Here is a 22,691-nt window from a genome sequence, read left to right as displayed (position 1 = left end):
ATCAGTATGGATTATGAATTAAACCCCCAATAGCAGTGTAGCCTTAAGGCAATTTTCTTAGTTTTTTTGAATGACTGATATGCAAATACTATATTGAAGTTTATTTGCAGGGATGAATTTTAATGTCGCCCAATTCCATCACACTGATATAACCGTTAACCGCAATTAAATTGTCGCTTTGACTCGATAGGGTGAGACATTCTCCAGACTTGACGCTAGATAGTAGCTGACCTTGTTGCGGATTCAAGTTCATGCTGTAAATACTCAGTGTGCCAGCATCGGTTTTGATTTGGTAAGACTCATCACCATAGTCCTCATTATTATTGCGCAGGACTTTAAAGGTTCGTCGTGTCTGATCAAAGTTTTGAGTTGGAGAAAGCGGCTTTTCGACTTGTAAGGATGCCGTGCGCCTTAATTCGGTACTTTGCACAGGCTTATGTTGTTCACTACAAGCACTCAGTATTGGGAAAAATATAAAAATAAGTGAAAATGAAAATAGGGGATAAATTACAGGTATGTGACTTTTCAACATAAAACCACCCTGAATCTAAGTTTTCAGATAGCTTATTTTAAAAGTTTTTATCCAGAAAACAAAAATAATAGGTTCTCAAAATATTTCAATGTAACTGAGTCAAACTAAGGAAATGATGAATTGAAAATAGCTAACTTTGAATATGAATGTTCAACAAATGAATAACTATATGACAATGTAGGATACAAATAAAAAAGGGAGACTCATTGAATCTCCCTTAGGTTTTATTTAATGAGTTTTCGACTGACAAGGAATTGCTCGGTCGCTTCTAATAGCTTATCTGCATAAACCTCTTGTTTTGCAGTCAACCAGCCGAGAACAAACCAATCACTAGCTTCCAGCTCTGTTTGCTGAATATATTGTGCAGAAGAGGAAAGGACTTGATATTCCTGAGCCGCGACTTGTGCATCATTGAGCGCTTTACTATATTTCTGCAAGTTTTTTACATCATAAATAGACGTCAAAATTGGGAAGCTAAATTTAAGCTCTTGTATGCGCTGAGAAAGCACATCTAAGCTTTCAAAATTGTTAATGTCGGCATCATTTAAAGCCTCTTGCAGGGCTTTATATTGGTTTTGAAGGGTAGTTTGAGCATACCATTTAAAATCATGTTGTTGCGGTGCTTCATCGACTTTCAAACTAAACATTAAAAGCTCAAGATAATGATGCACATTTTGAGTCGATTTAACCAAATTGCCTAACTTCTCTTTGGCATACAAAATATCTTTGGTTAAATTTTCTGAGGTCGTTGGGTTTTGTAAAAAGCCACCCAAGGTATTTTGCATATGCTCAAAATGGTGTAATTGTTCAAACTGCTGTTTAAATGCGCCCAATTGCATAGCCCATTTTTCAATGATATCACTGTTCCAATCTTTAAACAGTGAAATGGTTAATTGTAGATGATGGAGTGCTTTCTGAGCTTGTGTAATGTGCTCAGCCTGAGCAACACCTGCAGAAATTGCGGCAATATTAGGCAGAAGGTGCTGCATTTCCTGAGCAATTAAAAGTCGTAAGTTTTTTGCGGCAGTATCTTTTTTACTGAGTTGAAATTCTTTAGCCTCAACTGCTGGACTCACAGTTTGATTCAATGCCAGCAAGTTACCGATTTCCGCTTTACTGCGAACATCCAACCACAAATGGTACTTTTTAACCCATTCAAAACCAAAGGCAAGGAGTGATTGAATAGAGCCACTTTTAAGCTCAAATTCGACTTCATGAACCTCTGTTTCTGTATTGTTGCTACGGATACAGCCGACATCTAAGCTAACTTCGATCTCGGCATCTTCAAACTCTATGACGCGATAAGTTCTGAGAATGTCTGTTTCAAACTGAAGTTGTAGCGTATCTTGCTGATCGCCTAAAGTGGTTTTTAAAACCGATTGAACTTCAGCTTTATTGGCATAGACCGATAAATCTAAAGCAGGAGCTTGTTCAACTTCACCCAAATCTAAGTTATGTTCAAAGCGTTCAATGTGGCTTTTACCTGCAGCTTTCAGGGTTTGAATCCAGCGGGTTCCTTCTAAACGCTGACGCAAGGCTGCATGCTGCTGTGCCATTTTTCGATCTGGGGTATCAAAATATTTAGCTTTAAGTTGAATTTGTTCCGATTTTTTTGGATCGAGTGCTTTTAATAATGCAGTTCGACGTGCTTCTGGAATCTGGAACTTTAATTCAACTTCAACCATGGTTTTCTGTCCTGATGTCACAACTTCATGATCTGGCATGAAGCGATCTTTAAATTTTTATAAAAATGAAAAACTAAAATGTGCGTACATTTTCTATCAACTAAACGCGTATCGATTGTAGCGAAAAACAGTTGAGAAGTAAGACTTGACGGATTTGAAAACTCTGATTTTGGACGAAGAAAAGTTTTAAAAGATGGATATTCCATCAATTGTATAATTCACAATGGTTCGACTTTCATTGGAACAAAATAAAATTTTACGTCTTTAACGCGGACGAATTTTAAGCTATGTTGATTAAAATAAGTTCAGGATGAGCACAACATGAATTCACAAGTACAACCCGAGTTTAATCGAAACTTAAAGCCCGAATTTCAGTTACCGATTCGTGACTATTCGCAATTTTATCGATTTTATTTGACTGAACATCGAAATATTATGAGTCGTCGTTTACATGCCACCGGCAGCAGTATTGGACTCTATTTCTTTGCAAAAGCAATTTTAAAAAGACAACCAAAGTATTTTGCTTATGGCCTGGTTTCAGGCTATGCCTGTGCATGGGTCGGACATTTTTTCTTTGAAAAAAATAAGCCGGCAAGTTTCAAGCAGCCTTTATACAGCTTTATTTCCGATTGGCGCATGCTGTCTGATATTGTGAAGGGGAACTTAAGCTTAAAAGACCGTAATTTAGATAAGATTGATAGTTAATTATTTATTAATCAAACGTTTAATTTTTATTGATTTTGGTGTAGTTTTTTGAGTAAATGACTTGTAAGTTTAGAGTGATTAGTCTAATAATGTTCATATTGTTTATTCACTGTTTATCTGAAAGATAAATAGACGATAAACCCCAGTTTTCCAAGCCTAGAGTGACCTTCTCTAGGCTTTTTTTATGGCCTTAGAAATGGTCTATTGTTTGAAAGATTTAACCACAAAAATGTTCACAAAAAAAATAGGCTAGACTTTTTGATGCTCTGAACGCTCCCCATAACGTTTCTTACCAAGCACCAAAAAGTCTAATAGGTTGCATATTTTATTCTTATCAAGTGTTTTGTTTTTATGCGCTGTTTTTTGTATTCTTCTGTTTCGCTATTAGATAATTTGTATCAGTTTTGTTCTATACCTAAAAATAGTGATTTTTTTCCATTTTTTACAGACAATTCAATTAAACATTTATATAAGCAGTCTTGTGAAAAGGAATATAACTTTCACAGCGGGAAAATATTAAAATTTTATGCCCCAAGCAACATTTCATAGACCTAATCGCTATAATATTCAAAAGTTTTAAGTTGTGATTGAACTATGCGTGGTTTATACCTCATTACCAATGATGATCCTATAGAATTGCTTTTAGCCAAACTTGAAGGCGCGATGGCGACTTATGAAGTCGCTGTTTTGCAATATCGCCGTAAAAAAGTGGCAAAAGAAGATCAGGCTTATGAAATTGAATACATGAAAAATATGTGTAATCAGTACAAAGTGCCTTTTGTCATTAATGATGATCTCGAAACTGCAGTTCAATATGGTGTGGGTGTCCATTTAGGGCAAGATGACGGTTCAATTGCTGAAGCTGTAGCACGCTTACCTAAAAATGTTTTGATCGGTCGAAGCTGTAATAACTCTTTAGAACTGGCTGAGCAGGCGATTGCAGACGGTGCAAACTATGTGGCTTTTGGTGCCATTTTTGCAACTGAAACCAAGCCTGAAGCAGGCAATATTGGCTTAGAAACGCTAAAACAAGCCAAAGCGAAACTAAATGTACCTATTTGTGCAATTGGTGGTTTAACTGTAGAAAATTCAGCAGAAGTGATTGAAGCAGGTGCTGATCTTTGTGCTGTGATTAGTGATGTATTAGGTCGTTCAATGTCTGCTGTCAGCAGTCGTGTTTATGAATGGTCTGAGCTTTTTGCTGAACAAGCTTAATTTTTTTAGATTGAATAAGTAGAGAATTTTTATGAGCTTATCTGCTAAGCAAGAACAATTATTTAAACAAGCCAGCAAGCATATTCCTGGCGGCGTAAACTCTCCTGTACGTGCATTCAATGGTGTAGGTGGTACACCGGTATTTATCGAAAAAGCGCAAGGCGCATATCTCTATGACGTAGACGGAAAACGCTATGTCGACTATGTCGGCTCTTGGGGCCCAATGATTTTAGGTCATGCGCAGCCCGACATTATTAAAGCAGTTCAAGAAGCGGCTGTTGATGGTTTGAGTTTTGGTGCGCCAACCGTTCATGAAACGACTTTGGCGGATATTATTTGCGAAATTATGCCGTCTATTGAATTGGTTCGTATGACTAATTCAGGGACTGAAGCGACTATGACAGCCATTCGTCTTGCTCGTGGCTATACCGGCCGTGACAAGATTGTAAAATTTGAAGGTTGCTACCACGGTCACTCAGATTCACTCTTGGTTAAAGCGGGTTCAGGCTTACTCACTAAAGGTGAAGGCGAAGCGACTTCTGCAGGTGTTCCTGCTGATTTCGCCAAACACACTTTAACCCTGCCGTACAACGATATTGCGATGCTGAAAGAATGCTTTGCAAAATTCGGTTCAGAAATTGCAGGTGTGATTGTCGAGCCAGTTGCAGGCAACATGAACTTGGTGAAACCAATTGACGGTTTCTTGCAAGCGATCCGTGATGTATGTGATGAGCATGGTTCTGTCTTTATCATTGACGAAGTGATGACAGGTTTCCGTGTCGGTCTTGGCGGTGCGCAAGCGCATTATGGCGTAACACCTGACTTGACCACTTTAGGCAAGATCATTGGTGCAGGCCTGCCAGTTGGTGCATTTGGCGGTAAACGCGAAGTGATGGAATGCATCGCGCCACTGGGCAAGGTATATCAAGCAGGTACATTATCAGGTAACCCGCTTGCAATGCGTGCGGGTATTGAGATGTTTAAGCATCTTTGTGCAGAAGGTTTCTATGAAACATTAACTGAAAAATTGGCAGGCTTGCTTGCAGGTTTACAAGCTGCTGCCGATGAAGCGGGCATTCCGTTCTTTACTCAGCAAGTGGGCGGCATGTTTGGTATTTACTTTACAGATCAAACTGAAATCACAGGTTTTGATTCAATTTTGAAATGTGATGTAGATGCATTCCGTACATTCTTCCATGGTATGTTACAGCGCGGTGTAAACTTAGCGCCTTCAGCTTTTGAAGCAGGCTTCTTCTCAAGCGCGCATAGCGATGAAGATATTGCATTTACCATTGAAAAGGCGAAAGAAGTTTTTGCCGAAATGAAGTAATTTTCATTTAAAACGGCAAATTCTGCTTTAGAATAAAGCCCGCAGCCTGCTGTGGGCTTTATTGTAGCCGCATGATTGAACGTGCATTGAAAAAGGATTTTTAAATGAAAACCAAGCATTATTTAACTTTGGCGGATGCAGAATTTTTATTAAACACAGCACATGCTTATGCAGTAGAAAATGGCTTTAACGTAAGTATTGCGATAACAGATGAAACTGGCAATTTATTGGCCATGAAACGTATGGATGGTGCATCGCCAATGACAGCAAACCTATGCTTAGAAAAAGCCAAATGTTCTGCGATTAGCCGCCGTCCTTCAAAACTTTTTGAAGACATTATTAAAGGCGGTCAAATGGGCTTTCTGACCATGGATACCTTTTCAGGCATGCTGGAAGGCGGTGAGCCGATTATGTATGAAGGGCAGTTGGTTGGTGCAATGGGCGTGTCTGGCGTAAAGTCTTTTCAGGATGCTGAAATTGCACAGCAGGCGATTCAAGCTTTTTTAGCGCAGCAAAACTAAATATTGTGAGCGTAATAGATACTTCAGTCTTGTCGAAATCATTGGCCTTAATATATTTTGGTTTAGATGTCGATAAATCTCGGTCATAGCATTAAGTCGAAAAAAATCTAAGATTGAGCTGAAATATTAAGCATGTTAGTAACTTATGTATAACTTTGTTGAAGTAAGATTATATCTTACTCAATTAATAGACCTCTTTTATAAGTCATTTTTACGCAGTTCCAAATTATAGATTCCAGCAATTAAATAGAATCTCTATCCTAGTTTGTTACCCCGACAACGTTCAGCAATGGTTTTTAACGGGTTTCATAACCCAATACAGCTTAATCCTTTATTCTTCTTTCATGGATTTCCTAATTATTGAACAATGGATGTGTTGTTGCCCAATTTGGATATCACACCCAATCACAGAAAAAGAGTGCTTGCTAAAAACTGCAATAAACAACTCGTTTATTTACCACAAACTTGATAAGTTAAATTTTTATATTCAGAAATAGACATGATGAAAAATATATGGATTTTAGTTGCACTGACAGCACTTATGGCGGGTTGTAGCACAACACAGCAAACTGAAACGACACCAGAAAAAATTGGTATGGCAAATCCAGCCAGCCAGTATTGTGTAGAACAAAAAGGTAAACTTGAAATTCGTGATGAAGCAAATGGTCAGGTCGGGTATTGCCATCTGCCAAACGGACAAGTGGTTGAAGAGTGGGTATTATTCCGTAGTAGCCAAACTGAATGTGTAGCTGATAAGGCTAAGACGCTGATTGGTCAAGCAAAATTGACTGAAGATCAGATCAAGGCGATTAGCCAAGCTCAAATTGTCCGTTTAGTAAAACCTGGGCAGCCAATAACAATGGATTATCGTGTAGAGCGCGTTACCGTCACCGTAAATCCAATCAATCAAAAGATTATTCAAGCAACTTGCGGTTAATTCAAACGCATAAAAAAGGCCCGAAAGGGCTTTTTTTGTTTGTTCGGCTACGACTAATTTAAATGACAAATCCATTACGATCTTTTATATTGCCCCTCGTAAGGAGAAGTTCATGAAAAAGTTATTTGCTTTATCCGTTATGGTGGCTTTGGTCGGCTGTGCTGAAAAAAAACCATTAACCCCTGAAGAGCAGTGGCAGGGTTACTGCCGCAGTGTAGGTAATGCTGCACGTACGATTATGTTAGATCGTCAAAATGCAATTGAAAAAGACAAAGCAGTTGAGCATGCCAACAAAATTGAGGATGAAACCACCAAAGGATTTATCCTGAACATCATTGATGAAGTTTATGCCTTGCCGCAAGCTGAGATTAATACTGATGTTGAAAAAGCACGTGAAAAAATTCGTGCTGAGTTTACTGAAAAATGTATCGCAACACCGCATACTGAAATGCCAGATTATAAACCGTTCTAAGGAACGGTTTTTTATGCGAGAAAGCGCGTAAAGCAAAACCTAAAGGCTGTATTCATCAGTGAGTAGTTACAACTGGGTAACTATCCGTTGTTTAGCCATATGATTGAGTTCATGCTTATTTTGCGAATGCATATTTATCTTCGGGTTACTTTTGAGTATAAGATGCTTAAAGACTTAAAATAGCCTAAGCATAGCGGAATACAAATTGTGACAACTTGCTAAATCATAAATATAGAAAAGCAAATCTTTTTAATGAATAATGAAATGGAGAATAAAAAACAGTAGAGGAGCAGAATATGGACGTTATAGGTTATATGCATCACTCAGATCTACTCCTAGAAGATGAACAAGGCGTAGCAATTATCGGTGGTGGGAACTACGTGCTCAGCATTGGAGATAAAGTCACATTACGCCAAAAAATAGATGAATTTTCTCAGCGTTATTTGGTCGATATCAGCTTTGCAAGTAATCAACATCAAACCACATGTCAGGACGAATGGTGCCTCAGATTTACAGGCGATCGAGCAGAACTTCAGCAATATATCACTGCAACCACTGTACACTAAGGTGGAATATCCAATACTGATAAAAACAGGCAACATTTAGTTGCCTTTTTTTGATGGTTAATTTTAGTCAAAAGTTAATATGCGCAAGAAAAGCGTGTTCTAAGTATTGATTTTGCTTAATGTATAAACGATATGAGGATCATTTATTTATAAAATAACGGGCATCACGAAGAAACACTTGTAGTGCATTAACTTTTAACTGGAATTTTAGTAAAATTTAGCAGTCCATATTATTTGCGTAGCTTTATTTAAAGCAGGAATACGTAAATAATTTTTTAAAAAAGAGGAATAACACCGTGCTAGAAGCTTACCGCCAACACGTTGAAGAACGTGCCGCACTCGGAGTCCCACCGAAGCCACTTGACGATGCTCAAACAGCTGCATTAGTTGAATTATTAAAAAACCCACCAGCTGGCGAAGAAGCATTTTTAGTTGATTTACTAGAAAACCGTGTTCCAGCGGGTGTTGACCAAGCTGCATACGTTAAAGCTGCTTTTTTAGCTGCTTTGGCAAAAGGCGAAGCGACTTCTCCATTAGTAACTAAAGAACGTGCGGTTTACCTACTAGGTACTATGCTTGGTGGTTATAACGTTGCTCCTTTAGTTGCACTTCTTGATGATGCAGAGCTTGCTGAATTAGCTGCTGAAGCACTTAAGAAAACTCTTCTTGTATTTGATGCGTTCCACGACGTTGCTGATAAAGCAAAAGCGGGCAATGCAAATGCACAAGCAGTTATGCAATCTTGGGCTGACGCTGAATGGTTCACTAGCCGTAAAGATGTTCCTGAAGAAATTAAACTTACAGTTTTCAAAGTAACTGGCGAAACTAACACAGACGACTTGTCACCTGCACAAGACGCGTGGAGCCGTCCAGACATTCCGTTACACGCTAACGCAATGCTTAAAAACGTACGTGACGGTATCAACCCAGAAGTTCCTGGTGAAGTTGGTCCACTTAACCAAATTAAAGACCTTATCGCGAAAGGCAACCAAGTTGCTTACGTAGGTGACGTTGTTGGTACTGGTTCAAGCCGTAAGTCAGCAACTAACTCTGTACTTTGGTTCTTCGGTGACGAAATTGCTCACATCCCGAACAAAAAAGACGGTGGTTACTGCTTAGGTTCTAAAATCGCTCCGATTTTCTTCAACACAATGGAAGATGCTGGTGCATTGCCAGTAGAAATCGATGTTCAAAACATGAACATGGGCGACGAAATCACGCTTAAAATCGACCACGCTGCTGCTAAAGTAACTGCGTTCAAAGACGGCGTTCAAATCGCTGAATCTGAACTTAAAACTCCAGTTCTTTTAGATGAAGTACGTGCTGGTGGCCGTATCAACCTTATCGTTGGTCGTGGTTTAACAACTAAAGCTCGTGAAGCTCTTGGTCTTGCACCTTCAACTTTATTCCGTACTCCAGTTCAACCTGCAGCTACTGGTAAAGGCTTCACTCAAGCTCAAAAAATGGTTGGTCGCGCTTGTGGTCTTCCTGAAGGTCAAGGTGTACTTCCAGGTACTTACTGTGAACCTAAGATGACTACTGTTGGTTCTCAAGATACAACAGGTCCAATGACTCGTGACGAATTAAAAGACTTGGCGTGCTTAGGTTTCTCTGCTGACCTAGTTATGCAATCTTTCTGTCATACAGCTGCGTATCCAAAACCAGTTGATGTTCAAATGCAGCACACGCTTCCTGATTTCATTATGAACCGTGGTGGTGTATCACTACGTCCAGGTGACGGTATTATTCACTCTTGGTTAAACCGTATGCTTCTTCCAGATACAGTAGGTACTGGCGGTGACTCACATACTCGTTTCCCAATCGGTATTTCTTTCCCAGCGGGTTCTGGTCTTGTAGCGTTTGCTGCTGCAACTGGCGTTATGCCACTAGACATGCCTGAGTCTGTTCTTGTTAAGTTCAAAGGTAAAATGCAACCTGGTATCACTCTACGTGACCTAGTACATGCGATTCCTTACGTTGCGATTCAACAAGGCGACTTAACTGTAGAGAAAAAAGGTAAGAAGAACATCTTCTCTGGTCGTATCCTTGAGATCGACCTTACAGAAATGGAAACGGACCTTACTGTTGAGCAAGCGTTCGAACTTTCTGACGCATCTGCTGAACGTTCAGCTGCTGGTTGTTCTATCACGCTTTCTGAAGAGAAAGTTGCTGAATACCTTAAATCAAACATTACTATGTTGAAATGGATGATTTCTGAAGGTTATGGCGATGCTCGTACTATGGCGCGCCGTGTAGAGAACATGGAAAAATGGTTGGCTAATCCATCACTTCTTAAAGCTGATGCTGACGCTGAATACACTAAAGTGTACGAAATCGACCTTTCTACAATCACTGAACCAGTTCTTTGCTGCCCGAATGACCCAGATGACGCTAAATTGCTTTCTGACGTTCAAGGTGTGAAAATTGACGAAGTATTCGTTGGTTCATGTATGACTAACATCGGTCATTTCCGTGCAGCTGGTAAACTTCTAGACAAAGTTCCTGGTGGTTCTTTATCTACTCGTCTATGGTTGGCTCCTCCAACTCGTATGGACGAACGTCAATTGATGGAAGAAGGTTTCTATAACATCTATGGTAAAGCTGGCGCTCGTACAGAAATGCCAGGTTGTTCATTATGTATGGGTAACCAAGCACGTGTAGCTCCGAACACTACTTGTGTATCGACTTCTACTCGTAACTTCCCGAACCGTCTAGGTCAAGGTGCGAACGTTTACTTAGCTTCTGCTGAGCTTGCTTCTGTTGCTGCTGTACTTGGTAAATTACCAACTCCAGCTGAGTACCAAGAATACGCAGCTCAAATTGATAGCATGTCTGCTGACATCTACCAATACTTAAGCTTCGACAAAATGAGCGACTATACTGACGCTTCTAAAGATGTTGATACTAAGAAAATTGCTGCTGCTCAATTGTCTTAATTGATTAAGTAGTTGAAAATAAGGGCTGATTTATCAGCCCTTATTTTATTATTAAAAGTATATTGCGAATTTTATACGTGTTTAAATTTGATTAATTAGAATATTGTAAGTTTAATCTGTTATTAGGTTTAAACGACTTTTATAAAATATTAAGAAATAAGTGATATTGAATTCACGGATTAGTTATGAACTTTAGATTATATTTTTTACCTTTAGTTATAGTATTTTTTTTAAGCTCTTGTTCATCAAGCTCATCTGAACCATTAATTTTATCCGAACAGCAAGAAAAAAATATTTTGAATGAGTATAAAGGTCTGCTTGAAAAGAAAAAGTATGAAAAAGCATATAAAAAATTATTAACTTTAGAAAACGTAAATAATATTAGTAGTTATGCTAAAAATGAGCTTGGGAATTTTTATGAGAATGGAATTTATGTCGATAAAAATTTAGATTCTGCATTAAAATATTATGCTGAAGCTGGAAATGAAAATTATATTCCAGCTATTTATAATGTAGGAAGAGTTCGATTAGAGCAAGGATATTATACAGAAGCAGCATCAATTTTTAAGGAGATTGAAAATGATAATTTCGCGCCAGCCTTTAATTTAATAGGTGTGATGTATAATTATGGCTATGGTTATGATGTAGATTTAGAAAAGGCACTGAAATATTATAAGAAGGCTGCTTTGCTAGGTAATCCAGATGCGCAGTTTAATATTGGGCAAATGTATTTTGAAGGAATAGGGGTTAATAAGGATTTTAAGGAGGCTTTCAAGTGGTACACTTTATCGGCAAATCAAAATTATTCTCTAGCGGAGATCCAATTAGCAACATTATATTTTAAAGGGTATGGTGTGGGAGCTAATATTAATACAGCTATTGAAATAATAAAACCATTAGCAATAAATGGGAACCCTGATGCTATTTACAACTTAAGACTTTATTATAAAAAACTAAATAATTCAAAAGATTATGAATACTGGGATAAAGTATGTAAAAAAAACCATGATTGTGATATTTGACTTTAAATTTTTTTAAAATGGCGGATTCAAGCAGCAAGTGCAACAGTATAAAAACCAGCCATAACTTCACTCGGTGTATACCAACCTAGTGTTTTTCTAGGACGATGGTTGAGTGCAAATTCTATCTGCTCTATTTGTTCGTTTGACACGTCATCAAACGATGATGATTTTGGCAGATATTGACGGATTAAACCATTCGTATTTTCATTTCTAGCTCGCTGAATAGACTTGTAAGGGTCAGCGAAATACGCCTCTATGCCGGTATCAGTAATTCTTTTGTGTTCGGAAAATTCTTTGCCATTATCAAATGTCACGCTATAAGCATGGCTCATTCGTAAACGATCTAATGCATAAGTAATCGTTTGAGGGGATGCTCTCGTTGGCCCTAAATGAACAATATGTACGTACAGGCTCTTTCGATCAACGAGAGTTAATAAAGCACCTTTATGATGCTTACCAATCACCGTGTCACCTTCGAAATCTCCTAAACGTTGTCGTTATCAATGACCTCATCTCGGCAATGAATACTTGTTTTATCAATGATTTGACCCCTACGATCCGTGTTTTTGTAACCTCGTTTTCGATATTTCTTCTGATGCCTTAAGTGTAGATGGAGTTTACCGCCTTTTGATTTATCTTGATAAATGTACTGGTAAATCCATTCATGTGAAGGTGCATCCAGCCAACTGCGTTGTGTTAAAGCACCTGAAATTTGTTCTGGTGACCAGTCCAAGCCAATCAAATAATCAATATACGCGAAGGCAAATGCTGTCATTGATGATGAAGGACGGTACCGTCTTTGACTTGCAAATTTAGCTGCCTGTTGAGCCCTATATCCACGTTGCCCAGTATTTCTTTTTAATTCACGGTAGATGGTTGATCGTGAACGCCCTAGCTCCCGAGCAAGGGTAGTGATTGAACTTTTACTTTTCAAAGTAGCATAAATTTTGTATCTTTCATCTTGAGAAAGTTGGGTGTATTTCTTCATTGTGTGCTTTCCAATTGCGAGTTGAAAAAGTCTAATGATTCTATGAATACATCTAACTTTTTCAACTAACTACAAATGTGTCGCACTTGGGATTTGAATCTGCGATGAATAATGACTTAAACTTTGAAAATATGTGCCTTTTTTCTTGTCACCATAGCTTCGCTTTTGTTTTTAGGCTTTTATATTTGAATTCCGATGGTATCTACGATCACCACATTCTAGTCTATGTCTTCACCTTAAATACAGCGTGATGCGCTATCTTTGGTTTATTGGATTTGTGTTGTTGATAGTATGGGTTTATCGCGTCATCGTGAAGAAAAAAGCCGATCAAGTCGAAGATTTTTTAAATCGTAGAAAGCGAAAATAATGCTATTCAGTAGCATAAAAAGGGAGCATGACGCTCCCTTTTTATTGATTTTATTCAGCTTCTGTTGGGACGAGCATGAGCACAGATTCATTTAATAGCATGGCAATATCTTCTAAAATATAAGCATCATATAAAGATTCGTCTAGCGCTAGACTTTGGCCATCGGCAATGGTTTTTAAATGCACTGCAAATTCGTCTGAGATACAGATTCCTTCGCCATTTGCCCAAAACAAAATATCACCGTCTTGCTCTGTATATAGTAAGCGTGAAGCCGGTTCTAACATGAGTTGATAGCCTTGATCTAAGGCCTCTTCAAGATCACCAGTGCCGATTTCTTCGGCTTCAGGAATATTGTCAGGATATTTAGGTTCTGACATTAAGCTCATGATTGCATCTTCAAGTACGGTTGAATTTTGCAATTGTTCAAATAACTTTTCTTTTAAATACTCAAGTTCATTTTCAGTCACTTGGCCAATCGCACTGATTTGGTCACGTAAAATGTCAGTTAATGGATTTTTAAGTAGAGGATTGTCTGTGAATTTGTCTGTCACTCGATCCATCATTTCAGTGACATTTGGCATGCGGAAGCCAAATGAATAGGTCAGACATTCATCTTCAGCTACGCCATAGTGTGATAGGCCTGGTGGCACATAAAGTAAGTCGCCGGGAGCAAGTACTTCATCAAAATGAACATCCATTTCTGGTAGTAAGCGAAGCGGTTGACCTTCGACAAATGAAGTATCTGCATCACACATCTGACCCAATTGCCAACGACGGTGACCATAGCCTTGAACAAGGAATACATCGTAAAAATCAAAATGTTGTCCGACAGAGCCACCTTTTTGTGCATACGACACCATGATGTCATCACGACGCCATTGCGGAATAAATGAAAACTGCTTCCATAGCTCGGCTAGGTCAAAAGAATAATGATCGACAGCTTGAACCAATAAAGTCCACAGTTTCGGCATTTTTTGAAAATCGGCTTTAAGTAGTGGAGAAGATTTCACTGTCCATTGGTTAGGATCACGATCTTTTTGTTTGATGAGACGTGCAGTGACGTTATCTTCTAAAGCCAATTCAAGAACGTCTTTCGGTTCAAGTATTTGGGCAATTTCAGGGAGTGCATTACGAACCAATAATGGTTTTTTTTGCCAATATTCGGCAAGGAATTGTTCAGCGCTGATGCCGCCGAGGATGTCAAGAGAATGAGCCATAGCTAAATACATACAATTTCAATGGATATATTGTCCCTTGAGATTCCTGTTTTTAGCAAGGCTCTATTTCATTAAATTATTGCGATTAACTTGAGACTATTTTAAAGGATTGTCTTTGAGATATTGCATGACTAATTTTTCAACTTCCAAATCATAGCTATTGGCAGCAGCCGTAGTCGCTGAAAATTTCATGAATTGCTCAAAATGTGCATTGGTGTCAATTTTAGTATTTTCTTTGTCAGACATTAATTTGAAATGATTCGGCATGACTTTTGCCATCATTTCAACATTTTCGGTTTGTAGTTTTAGAAGTTTTTTCACTTCAACTGTTTGTGGTTGAATGCTTTCAAATTTTTGTTTGCCTAGAGCAACCAGTTTATTGATTTGTTGTTCTAGCGTGTTACTACCGCCAGTTTTGGTTTTAGTGCCTAGTTGTTGAATGATTTGCTCCTGCATTGCAGCGCCTTGTTGTTCTAATTCAGCATAGATAAATTTATATTGAACCCATTCATTGACTAAGTTTTTATTGTATTGCTGAGAGTTGGTCACAGTTTGATTCACTGTATTGGTATGACCGTTTGTCGAACAAAATAGAAGGCTAATGCTAATGAGGCTAGATGAAAGTAAATTAAACGTTTTCATGTTTTCAGTTCTTGGTTGTAATAAATAAGTAAGTGACTTTTTAATCATTAGCCCATAAAGAGCTAATGATGTGTTTATTATGCTGTAACAGATAAAGATTTTAAAATTATGGGACTAAGATCTTAAGCTCACGCAAAATATTGCAGAGTTTAATCATCGGCATACCCATGAGTGTGGTTTGGTCTTGCCCGATCATTTCTTCAAATAAGCTAATCCCTAAACTTTCACACTTAAAACTGCCAGCGCAGTGTAGCGGCTGTTCAACCTGAACATAACGTTCAATTTCAGGCAAGCTAAGTTTGCGAAACTTCACTTTATAGTGCTCGACAAGGGTTTGTTCAAAACCTATCGATTTTTGTTGGACACTGAGTGCAGTACTGAAATAAACGATTTTGTCTGAATTGGCTTGAAGCTGCTTAACGGCTTTTTCATCGCAAAGCGGTTTACCAATAAAAATATCTGGTGCGCCTTCGCGCCATGCGACTTGGTCAGAACCAATCACAATTGCGTCTGGGTGTTGGTTTGCAATCGCAGAAGCTTTTTCAAATGCCAGTCGCTTTGCTAACTCATCGGCGTGGTTTTCACCGCGAGGTGTTTCGTCTATATCTGGTACGATTGAGTGGTAATCAATCCGTAAACGGTCCATCAGGTCTTTACGGGTTTGGCTGCTAGAAGCCAAAATGATTTTGGGAGTACTCATTACACTGCATATTCCATAAGTACATCAAGCGGCACATAAGACAGCGCCGCTTGGTGACACGCTTGTATTTTAATAGGTGGGGCAAATCCTTCTTGATACGCTTCCACCCAGCGAGTCACACAGATACACCAGAAGTCACCAGGTTGTAGTCCTGGAAAACCAACTTCGGGTAAGGGTGTGATTAGGTCATTGCCAACTTTTTGGGAAAAGTTTAAAAATTCAGATGTCATTTGTGCACACATCGTATGCTGACCAAGGTCTGTTGTTGCTGTATGGCAAAAGCCATTTCTAAAATATCCGGTAATCGGATCAAAACAACAGCTTGCCAAGGGTTCGCCTAAAACATTTAAACGATTAATATTTGGGTCTGGATGAATCGACATAAGCGCTGAATCTTTATAAGGCTTTTCGCTATCATAACAAAACTTTGGCTCGACATAGCTTTTCTGCAAAAGAAGCTAACGTTTTTCTGCATAATCATTTAAAATCGTCGCGTTTTGATATCAATAAAAGAGAGTAATGCATGAACTTTCAGCGTATGACTGACCTAGATTTGGCGGGTAAACGTGTTCTGATCCGTGAAGATCTTAACGTACCAGTTAAAAATGGCGTGATTACAAGCGATGCACGTTTACGTGCGGCCTTGCCAACAATTAAAGCAGCTGTAGAAAAAGGTGCTGCTGTAATGGTGTATTCACACTTAGGTCGTCCTGTTGAAGGTGAGCCTAAAGCAGAACAGTCTCTAGCACCTGTAGCTGCTTATTTAACAGAGGCGTTGGGTCAGGACGTTCAACTGATCACTGACTATTTGGACGGTGTTGACGTTGCGCCAGGTCAAGTGGTTTTACTTGAAAACTGCCGTTTCAACGTGGGTGAAAAGAAAAACAATCCTGAATTATCTGCTAAATACGCAGCACTTTGTGATGTTTACGTAATGGATGCATTTGGTACGGCTCACCGTGCAGAAGCATCGACTGAAGGCGTAGCACGTTGTGCAAAAGTGGCTGCTGCAGGTCCTTTACTTGCTGCTGAGCTTGATGCACTAGGCCGTGCACTTAAAACTCCTGCAAAACCAATGGTTGCGATTGTTGCAGGCTCAAAAGTTTCTACTAAATTAGATGTATTAACTTCACTATCTGACATCTGTGATCAATTGATCGTGGGTGGTGGTATTGCCAATACATTCTTAGCTGCTGCGGGCTTTAATGTTGGTAAATCACTTTGTGAAAATGACCTGATCGACACAGCAAAAGCCATTGCAGCAAAAGTATCTGTACCACTTCCAACAGATGTGGTTGTTGCTGATGCTGCTGAAATTGATTTTGCAGACTTCCTCGGTTCATTAGCTGCTGCTAAAGCTGTCGTGAAAAAAGTTGAAGATGTAACAGACAACGACATGATTTTGGATGTAGGTCCTGAAACTGCAAAAACATTTGCTGAGATTTTGAAAACTTCAAAAACTATTCTATGGAATGGTCCAGTAGGTGTGTTTGAAGTTGATCAATTCGGCGAAGGCACCAAAGCATTGTCTTTAGCGATTGCTGAATCTGAAGGCTTCTCGATCGCGGGTGGTGGTGATACGCTTGCTGCAATTGATAAATATGAAGTTGCAGACAAAATTGGTTACATCTCGACTGGTGGTGGTGCTTTCCTTGAATTCGTTGAAGGTAAAACTCTTCCTGCTGTAGCGGCGCTTCTTGACCGTGCTTAATTTAGTATTATCAATAAGATAATACAGTATTAAAAAAGGTTGGCTTCGGTCAGCCTTTTTTTATCGCCCATTCATTTTGTCGTCATCAAAGTGCAATATTTCTGCAATAAAATTCATCGCAACACCTAATTCGCAGTAGTAGGAAACAACGATGAACTTAAAACTTGCACTTGCTGTACTTTTAATCGCACCATTAACTTTGACAGCTTGTGCTAAAAAAGAGTCTGCACCAACGGAATCAGAAGCATCTGCTGTTGCCGTAGACAATGCTCAAACAACGCCAGAACAACAAAAAGCCATTGATGAACTTGATAAGCCAGTATTGGATGAAAAGAACCAAGATGTTCCTGCTGAAATTGCAAATGCACCTGCAGACGAAGCAACAGCTGACGCTGAAACAGCCGCTTCAGCAGCAGCAGCTCACTAAGATTGTTGTCTTTATTTAAAAAGTCCCTGCAAATGCAGGGATTTTTTTTTAAATAGTGTTATTTGTTGCTGAATTGAAATGATTGAGCATGTAGAATATGCGGCATTACCTGGGAGGATATTATGGCTCTTATTTCATTGCGCCAGCTCTTGGATCACGCCGGCGAACATGCTTACGGCGTACCAGCATTCAACGTAAACAACTTAGAACAAATGCGTGCAATTATGCTTGCAGCAGATGCAACAAATTCACCTGTAATTGTACAAGCATCTGCGGGTGCACGTAAGTATGCAGGCGCTCCGTTCTTGCGTCATTTGATTTTGGCAGCAATCGAAGAATGGCCACATATTCCTGTGGTTATGCACCAAGACCATGGTACTAGCCCTGATGTATGTCAACGTTCTATTCAACTTGGCTTCTCATCAGTGATGATGGACGGTTCTTTAGGTGAAGACGGTAAAACGCCAACTTCATACGAATACAACGTAGACGTGACTCGTCGTACTGTTCAAATGGCACATGCGTGTGGCGTTTCAGTAGAAGGCGAAATCGGTTGTTTAGGTAGCCTTGAAACTGGTATGGCTGGTGAAGAAGATGGTGTAGGCGCTGAAGGCGTACTTGATCATTCTCAGCTTTTAACTTCAGTTGAAGAAGCGCGTTCATTTGTAGCTGATACCAATGTTGACGCACTTGCAATTGCAGTGGGTACTTCACACGGTGCGTACAAATTTACTCGCCCACCTACAGGTGACATCTTAGCGATTGACCGTATTAAAGAAATTCACGCTGCGTTACCAAATACGCATCTTGTAATGCACGGTTCAAGCTCTGTGCCACAAGAATGGTTAGCTGTAATTAATGAATTCGGTGGTAACATCGGCGAAACTTACGGTGTTCCAGTAGACCAACTTGTAGACGCAATCAAACATGGTGTTCGTAAAATTAATATCGATACTGACTTACGTCTTGCTTCTACAGGTGCTATGCGCCGTATGATGGCTGAAAAACCAGCTGAATTTGACCCACGTAAATTCTTCTCTGCAACTGTTGATGCGATGAAACAAATTTGTATCGATCGTTATGAAGCATTTGGTACAGCGGGTAATGCTGACAAGATTCGTCCAATTTCTTTAGAGAAAATGGTGAGTCACTATAAATAATTTGTCTTGAGATAGATTATTTTTGAAGAAAAGCCCACAATTAAGTGGGCTTTTCTTTGATTTGAACTTAGAAAAATTGCTTTAAATACAACTCAAGAATAAGAGCGTGTCATGGAATTGATCTTTGCTGCCGCGATTTGCAGTGTTCTCGTTTCAGTAATTCTAAAACTCTGTCGTGATCGGGGTTTTAACCCTGCACAAATGATCACATGGAATTATGCATCTGCGAGTATTTTATGTTTTTTGTGGTTTAAGCCGGATCTAGCTCATATTTCGATTAATAAAACGCCGTGGGTTTTAATTGCGGCTTTGGGTGTATTACTGCCGACGATTTTTTATTGCTTAGCACGCTCACTGCAAACAGCGGGTATTTTAAAGACGGAATTGGCTCAGCGTTTATCTGTTGTGCTTTCTCTTAGCGCAGCATATTTTATTTTCAGTGAATATTTTAATGCCATTAAGCTCATTGGTATTGCACTTGGTGTACTAGCGGTGTTGCTGATTTTATTTTCACAGCGTAAGGGAAGCATTGATGGAAAGCAGGGGATTTTATTTTTATTGAGCGTTTGGGCAGGCTATGCACTGATTGATGTGTTATTAAAATTTGCTTCAGGTTTGGGCATGCAGTTTGCAGTGACTTTAAATCTGGTGTTTATTTGTGCATTTATACTTTCGAGTATTTATAACATCGTACAACACGGCAGTTTGGGGCAGACCAAAAATATCCTCGCTGGATTGGGCTTAGGTCTCTTAAACTTTGCTAATATCGCACTGTATGTGAAAGCCCACATGTTGCTTAAAGACACACCTGCAATCGTGTTTGCTGGAATGAATATTTTGGTCGTGGTTTTAGGTGTGGTTGCGGGCCTCATCATCTTTAAAGAAAAATTGAGAGTCGCAACCGTATTTGGTTTGATTGCAGGGATCATGAGTGTGGTTTGCTTAACATATGCCATGTCTGTCTAAGATAATTTTTAGCAAAAACGATCGGGTGTTGTAGCAAATCATCCCACTCAGCCACGCCCATGAGCAGTCCTTGATCTCGACAGGTTGGACACTCAGGGCAGTGATGATCAGTATATTGATAAGTATGCAGATACATTTGATGGCAATGACCGCATTCAAACTTCATCGGCATTTGTAGTAAATATGACATGTCCCACCTCTGCTTGAATTGTTGTTTTGATTCAAATTATTCAGCAAAGTTCAGACCAATTTATAAAATTTCTATTTTCTCACATTGTTACTAAATATGTCGTTATTAAAAAAGCCCTCGTATTGAGGGCTTTTAGTTTTAGATGCTTAGTTAACGTGTGAGTTGTTGAAAACGTTGTAAGGTATTTTCAAAATAACATTTACCCACAGCAACAGGGTGCTTCAGAAAATCTTGAGTTTCAATGGTGCCTTGTAACTGACCAGGTTGTTTACAGTTTGGGCAGTTTGGATAGCTATGGAGCATATCGCCCGCATATTTTTGTAAATAAACCGTATTGCACGCTTCGCAATGAAATTTCATAGGTAATTTTATAGCTGTAGGCATAGGGAGAAACCTGAGTATATTTTGAGCAGAATATACTCGATAATTGTTTAAATAATAAGTCCCGAAATGACAAAAAAGAGGCAAAATTGCCCCTTTCGTCGGTTTTATGGAAAGCTTAGAGGTGTGTAAAAATTTCTTCAGCATTCAGACGTGATTTAGGTAATTTCGCATTGAAATCATTTTCGCTACGATAGCCTAAAGTCATCAGTACAGAAGGAATCAAGTTTTGTTCAACTAAGCCCAATTCTTCAGTGATGATCGCTTCGTCAAATCCACCAATCGGTGTTGCATCCACACCTTCAATGCCTGCTGCCAAAAGCATTTGACCTAAAGCAATAAATGTTTGGTTTTCAGCCCAACGTTGAATATCACCTTTTTCATTACGATAATAATCGACATAACCTGTACGGCTGTCTTTTTGACCTTGTTTGGCTTTGTCATCTTTAAAGCGACCACTACGATCATCCTGATTTAAAAGATTATCTAAATGCTCTGCAGTGATGTCTGCTTTAGTACAGAATAAAATCGTATGTGATGAATCTAAAACTTTTGGGGCATTGTAGGCATATTTTCCTACTAAGGCTTTGGCAATGCGTTGTTTGGCTGCATCATGATCTGCAATAAAAAAATGCCAAGGCTGAATATTAATGGAAGATGGTGTTAAACGGAGTATTTGTAATAAACGCTCAAATTGTTCCTGTGGAATTTTTTTAGCAGGATTATATGCTTTCGTGGTATAGCGTTGTTTTGATACGTTTAACAGATCCATCGAATATCTCCAGATATAGTTTGCTGTAGTTTAGCGGATAAATGGCCAAATGGTCTAAGGAGAAAATTTTCCAAAGATAGATCTTAGTCGTATATGCTGTACTCATTGGCTAAAAATTAACAGATTTAAGCTGTATGAAGTGCGAATTAGAGTTATATAAAATCATAAGATAGATAAATGCTATTGGTAGTTTTTGCCAAAAGGCGTTTAATCAATTGTAGTTAATCATAGTTTAAGCATGAGACAGCAGCGATGGATTACACCAATCATTTCAAGAAAAAATTAAAAACCGAACAGCAGATTGGTTTATGGGTCGGATTAGCCGATGCTTATGGGACTGAAATAGCTGCAAATGCAGGTTATGACTGGTTGCTCATTGATGGTGAGCATGCGCCAAGTGACTTACGGACGACATTGTCGCAATTGCAAAGTATTGCAGCATATCCTTCGCAAGCCGTAGTTCGACCTCCAATTGGTAGTGTGCAACTGATTAAACAATTGTTGGATATCGGTGCGCAAACCTTGCTGATTCCTATGGTTGAAACTGTTGAACAAGCTCAACTTATGGTTAAGGCAGTACGTTATCCACCTGAAGGTATTCGTGGAGTAGGTGCAGCATTAGCACGTGCAACACGTTGGAACAGTATTCCTGACTACTATGCAACTGCACATGAAAATATCTGTTTACTGATTCAGATTGAGTCGGTTGAAGGGATTAAAAACTTAGATGAAATACTGAAAATTGATGGCATCGATGGGGTGTTTATTGGTGCGGTGGATTTGTCGGCGACGATGGGTTATCAAGGGAATCCGAACCATCCTGAAGTACAAAAAACCGTGATTGATGCGATTCAGCGCATACGTAAGGCGGGTAAAGCCGCAGGTATTTTGTCGACACAGCATGATGTGACTCAGAAGTATATCGAGTTAGGCACAGAATTTGTTGCCGTGGGTGTCGACACCAGTGTGCTCATGAATTCGTTACGTGAGCTTTTATCGAAGTATAAAACAGATACCCAAGTGATGAAAACAGAAGGTGGTTACTAAGCGGTACAGCCTTAAGCAATTGGTAACCGTCAGATCAGATTTGAGCTAGTACAGCCTTAGAAAAACCTCTGCATAACGAGTTGTATATTTGATATCTTTGTTCTTGAGTGAGATGAGTATAGTTCATGATGCAACTTTGACCGGTCGGAAGCAAAATGCGAACTCAACTTGCTTCTCTCTAATAATTTAATCTTTGTTGCTC

General features: G+C 39.1%; 22 protein-coding genes and 1 pseudogene. 14 read left to right on the top strand and 9 right to left on the bottom strand.

Going from position 1 to position 22,691, the window contains the following annotated elements; translation table 11 throughout:
* Window positions 1-100: 100 nt before the first annotated feature.
* Together FTU37_RS10480 and FTU37_RS10475 are read right to left on the bottom strand one after the other, a co-directional pair.
* Window positions 101-532, bottom strand: a complete 432-nt coding sequence (locus FTU37_RS10480) for a hypothetical protein (protein WP_180124301.1) — start codon at window positions 530-532, stop codon at window positions 101-103.
* A gap of 224 nt (window positions 533-756) precedes the next feature.
* Window positions 757-2,217 (bottom strand): inorganic triphosphatase, encoded by a 1,461-nt coding sequence (locus FTU37_RS10475; protein WP_168378954.1) that lies wholly within the window; start codon window positions 2,215-2,217, stop codon window positions 757-759.
* Window positions 2,218-2,538: 321 nt separating this feature from the next.
* Here FTU37_RS10475 and FTU37_RS10470 point away from each other — a divergent pair, with 321 nt between their 5' ends.
* From FTU37_RS10470 to FTU37_RS10430, 9 genes are all read left to right on the top strand, one after another.
* Window positions 2,539-2,922, top strand: a complete 384-nt coding sequence (locus tag FTU37_RS10470) for a DUF962 domain-containing protein (RefSeq protein WP_168378946.1) — start codon at window positions 2,539-2,541, stop codon at window positions 2,920-2,922.
* 594 nt (window positions 2,923-3,516) lie between these two features.
* Entirely contained in the window at window positions 3,517-4,137 is a 621-nt protein-coding gene (gene thiE / locus FTU37_RS10465) for a thiamine phosphate synthase (RefSeq protein ID WP_078188828.1), read from the top strand.
* Window positions 4,138-4,168: 31 nt separating this feature from the next.
* Entirely contained in the window at window positions 4,169-5,467 is a 1,299-nt protein-coding gene (hemL, locus tag FTU37_RS10460) for a glutamate-1-semialdehyde 2,1-aminomutase (RefSeq protein ID WP_168378947.1), read from the top strand.
* Window positions 5,468-5,571: 104 nt separating this feature from the next.
* Complete coding sequence (locus FTU37_RS10455; RefSeq protein WP_168378948.1) at window positions 5,572-5,988, top strand: heme-binding protein; 417 nt, start codon at window positions 5,572-5,574, stop codon at window positions 5,986-5,988.
* Window positions 5,989-6,487: 499 nt separating this feature from the next.
* The gene (locus tag FTU37_RS10450) at window positions 6,488-6,925 is read left to right on the top strand and encodes an I78 family peptidase inhibitor (RefSeq protein WP_180090407.1); all 438 of its coding nucleotides are present in this window, start codon (window positions 6,488-6,490) and stop codon (window positions 6,923-6,925) included.
* A gap of 112 nt (window positions 6,926-7,037) precedes the next feature.
* Window positions 7,038-7,397 (top strand): hypothetical protein, encoded by a 360-nt coding sequence (locus FTU37_RS10445; protein ID WP_078193938.1) that lies wholly within the window; start codon window positions 7,038-7,040, stop codon window positions 7,395-7,397.
* Window positions 7,398-7,693: 296 nt separating this feature from the next.
* The gene (locus FTU37_RS10440) at window positions 7,694-7,963 is read left to right on the top strand and encodes a hypothetical protein (RefSeq protein WP_078193937.1); all 270 of its coding nucleotides are present in this window, start codon (window positions 7,694-7,696) and stop codon (window positions 7,961-7,963) included.
* A gap of 296 nt (window positions 7,964-8,259) precedes the next feature.
* Window positions 8,260-10,899 (top strand): bifunctional aconitate hydratase 2/2-methylisocitrate dehydratase, encoded by a 2,640-nt coding sequence (locus FTU37_RS10435; protein ID WP_180124300.1) that lies wholly within the window; start codon window positions 8,260-8,262, stop codon window positions 10,897-10,899.
* Window positions 10,900-11,084: 185 nt separating this feature from the next.
* A complete protein-coding gene (locus FTU37_RS10430) occupies window positions 11,085-11,921 on the top strand; it encodes a tetratricopeptide repeat protein (protein WP_180063092.1) in 837 nt (278 codons plus the stop codon).
* 26 nt (window positions 11,922-11,947) lie between these two features.
* Here FTU37_RS10430 and FTU37_RS10425 read toward each other — a convergent pair.
* The 5 genes and pseudogenes from FTU37_RS10425 to FTU37_RS10405 form a co-directional block, all read right to left on the bottom strand.
* Window positions 11,948-12,909 (bottom strand): annotated as a pseudogene (locus FTU37_RS10425) (IS30 family transposase).
* A gap of 417 nt (window positions 12,910-13,326) precedes the next feature.
* A complete protein-coding gene (locus tag FTU37_RS10420; RefSeq protein ID WP_180124299.1) occupies window positions 13,327-14,493 on the bottom strand; it encodes a cupin domain-containing protein in 1,167 nt (388 codons plus the stop codon).
* 96 nt (window positions 14,494-14,589) lie between these two features.
* Window positions 14,590-15,135 (bottom strand): hypothetical protein, encoded by a 546-nt coding sequence (locus tag FTU37_RS10415; protein ID WP_180124298.1) that lies wholly within the window; start codon window positions 15,133-15,135, stop codon window positions 14,590-14,592.
* Between the two features lie 106 nt (window positions 15,136-15,241).
* A complete protein-coding gene (locus FTU37_RS10410; RefSeq protein WP_168379679.1) occupies window positions 15,242-15,835 on the bottom strand; it encodes a nucleoside triphosphate pyrophosphatase in 594 nt (197 codons plus the stop codon).
* Entirely contained in the window at window positions 15,835-16,218 is a 384-nt protein-coding gene (locus FTU37_RS10405) for a DUF2237 family protein (protein WP_078188698.1), read from the bottom strand. The genes FTU37_RS10410 and FTU37_RS10405 overlap by 1 nt, the downstream gene beginning before the upstream one ends.
* Before the next feature lie 140 nt (window positions 16,219-16,358).
* Between FTU37_RS10405 and FTU37_RS10400 the strand changes: the two genes are divergently transcribed.
* The 4 genes from FTU37_RS10400 (at window position 16,359) to FTU37_RS10385 (ending at window position 20,099) form a co-directional block, all read left to right on the top strand.
* Window positions 16,359-17,546, top strand: coding sequence for a phosphoglycerate kinase (locus FTU37_RS10400; protein ID WP_180124297.1), 1,188 nt, complete (start codon window positions 16,359-16,361; stop codon window positions 17,544-17,546).
* 151 nt (window positions 17,547-17,697) lie between these two features.
* Complete coding sequence (locus FTU37_RS10395) at window positions 17,698-17,973, top strand: hypothetical protein (RefSeq protein WP_078193510.1); 276 nt, start codon at window positions 17,698-17,700, stop codon at window positions 17,971-17,973.
* Window positions 17,974-18,095: 122 nt separating this feature from the next.
* Window positions 18,096-19,133 (top strand): class II fructose-bisphosphate aldolase, encoded by a 1,038-nt coding sequence (fba, locus tag FTU37_RS10390; protein ID WP_078193509.1) that lies wholly within the window; start codon window positions 18,096-18,098, stop codon window positions 19,131-19,133.
* Window positions 19,134-19,244: 111 nt separating this feature from the next.
* Window positions 19,245-20,099: an EamA family transporter gene (locus FTU37_RS10385; protein WP_180124296.1), complete on the top strand. Its 855-nt coding sequence runs from the start codon at window positions 19,245-19,247 to the stop codon at window positions 20,097-20,099.
* 340 nt (window positions 20,100-20,439) lie between these two features.
* On the opposite strand, the gene FTU37_RS10380 is transcribed toward FTU37_RS10385, so the two are convergent.
* Together FTU37_RS10380 and nfsB are read right to left on the bottom strand one after the other, a co-directional pair.
* Window positions 20,440-20,673, bottom strand: coding sequence for a hypothetical protein (locus FTU37_RS10380; RefSeq protein WP_078188692.1), 234 nt, complete (start codon window positions 20,671-20,673; stop codon window positions 20,440-20,442).
* 115 nt (window positions 20,674-20,788) lie between these two features.
* Complete coding sequence (gene nfsB, locus FTU37_RS10375) at window positions 20,789-21,442, bottom strand: oxygen-insensitive NAD(P)H nitroreductase (RefSeq protein ID WP_111883737.1); 654 nt, start codon at window positions 21,440-21,442, stop codon at window positions 20,789-20,791.
* Between the two features lie 252 nt (window positions 21,443-21,694).
* Here nfsB and hpaI point away from each other — a divergent pair, with 252 nt between their 5' ends.
* Window positions 21,695-22,489, top strand: coding sequence for a 4-hydroxy-2-oxoheptanedioate aldolase (gene hpaI / locus FTU37_RS10370; protein ID WP_180124295.1), 795 nt, complete (start codon window positions 21,695-21,697; stop codon window positions 22,487-22,489).
* Window positions 22,490-22,691: the final 202 nt, after the last annotated feature.

This window comes from Acinetobacter sp. YH12097 (assembly GCF_013419225.1).
Taxonomy (GTDB): domain Bacteria; phylum Pseudomonadota; class Gammaproteobacteria; order Pseudomonadales; family Moraxellaceae; genus Acinetobacter; species Acinetobacter amyesii.
Note: the sequence above shows the minus strand (reverse complement) of the source record. Positions and strands in the feature narration are given on the sequence as shown.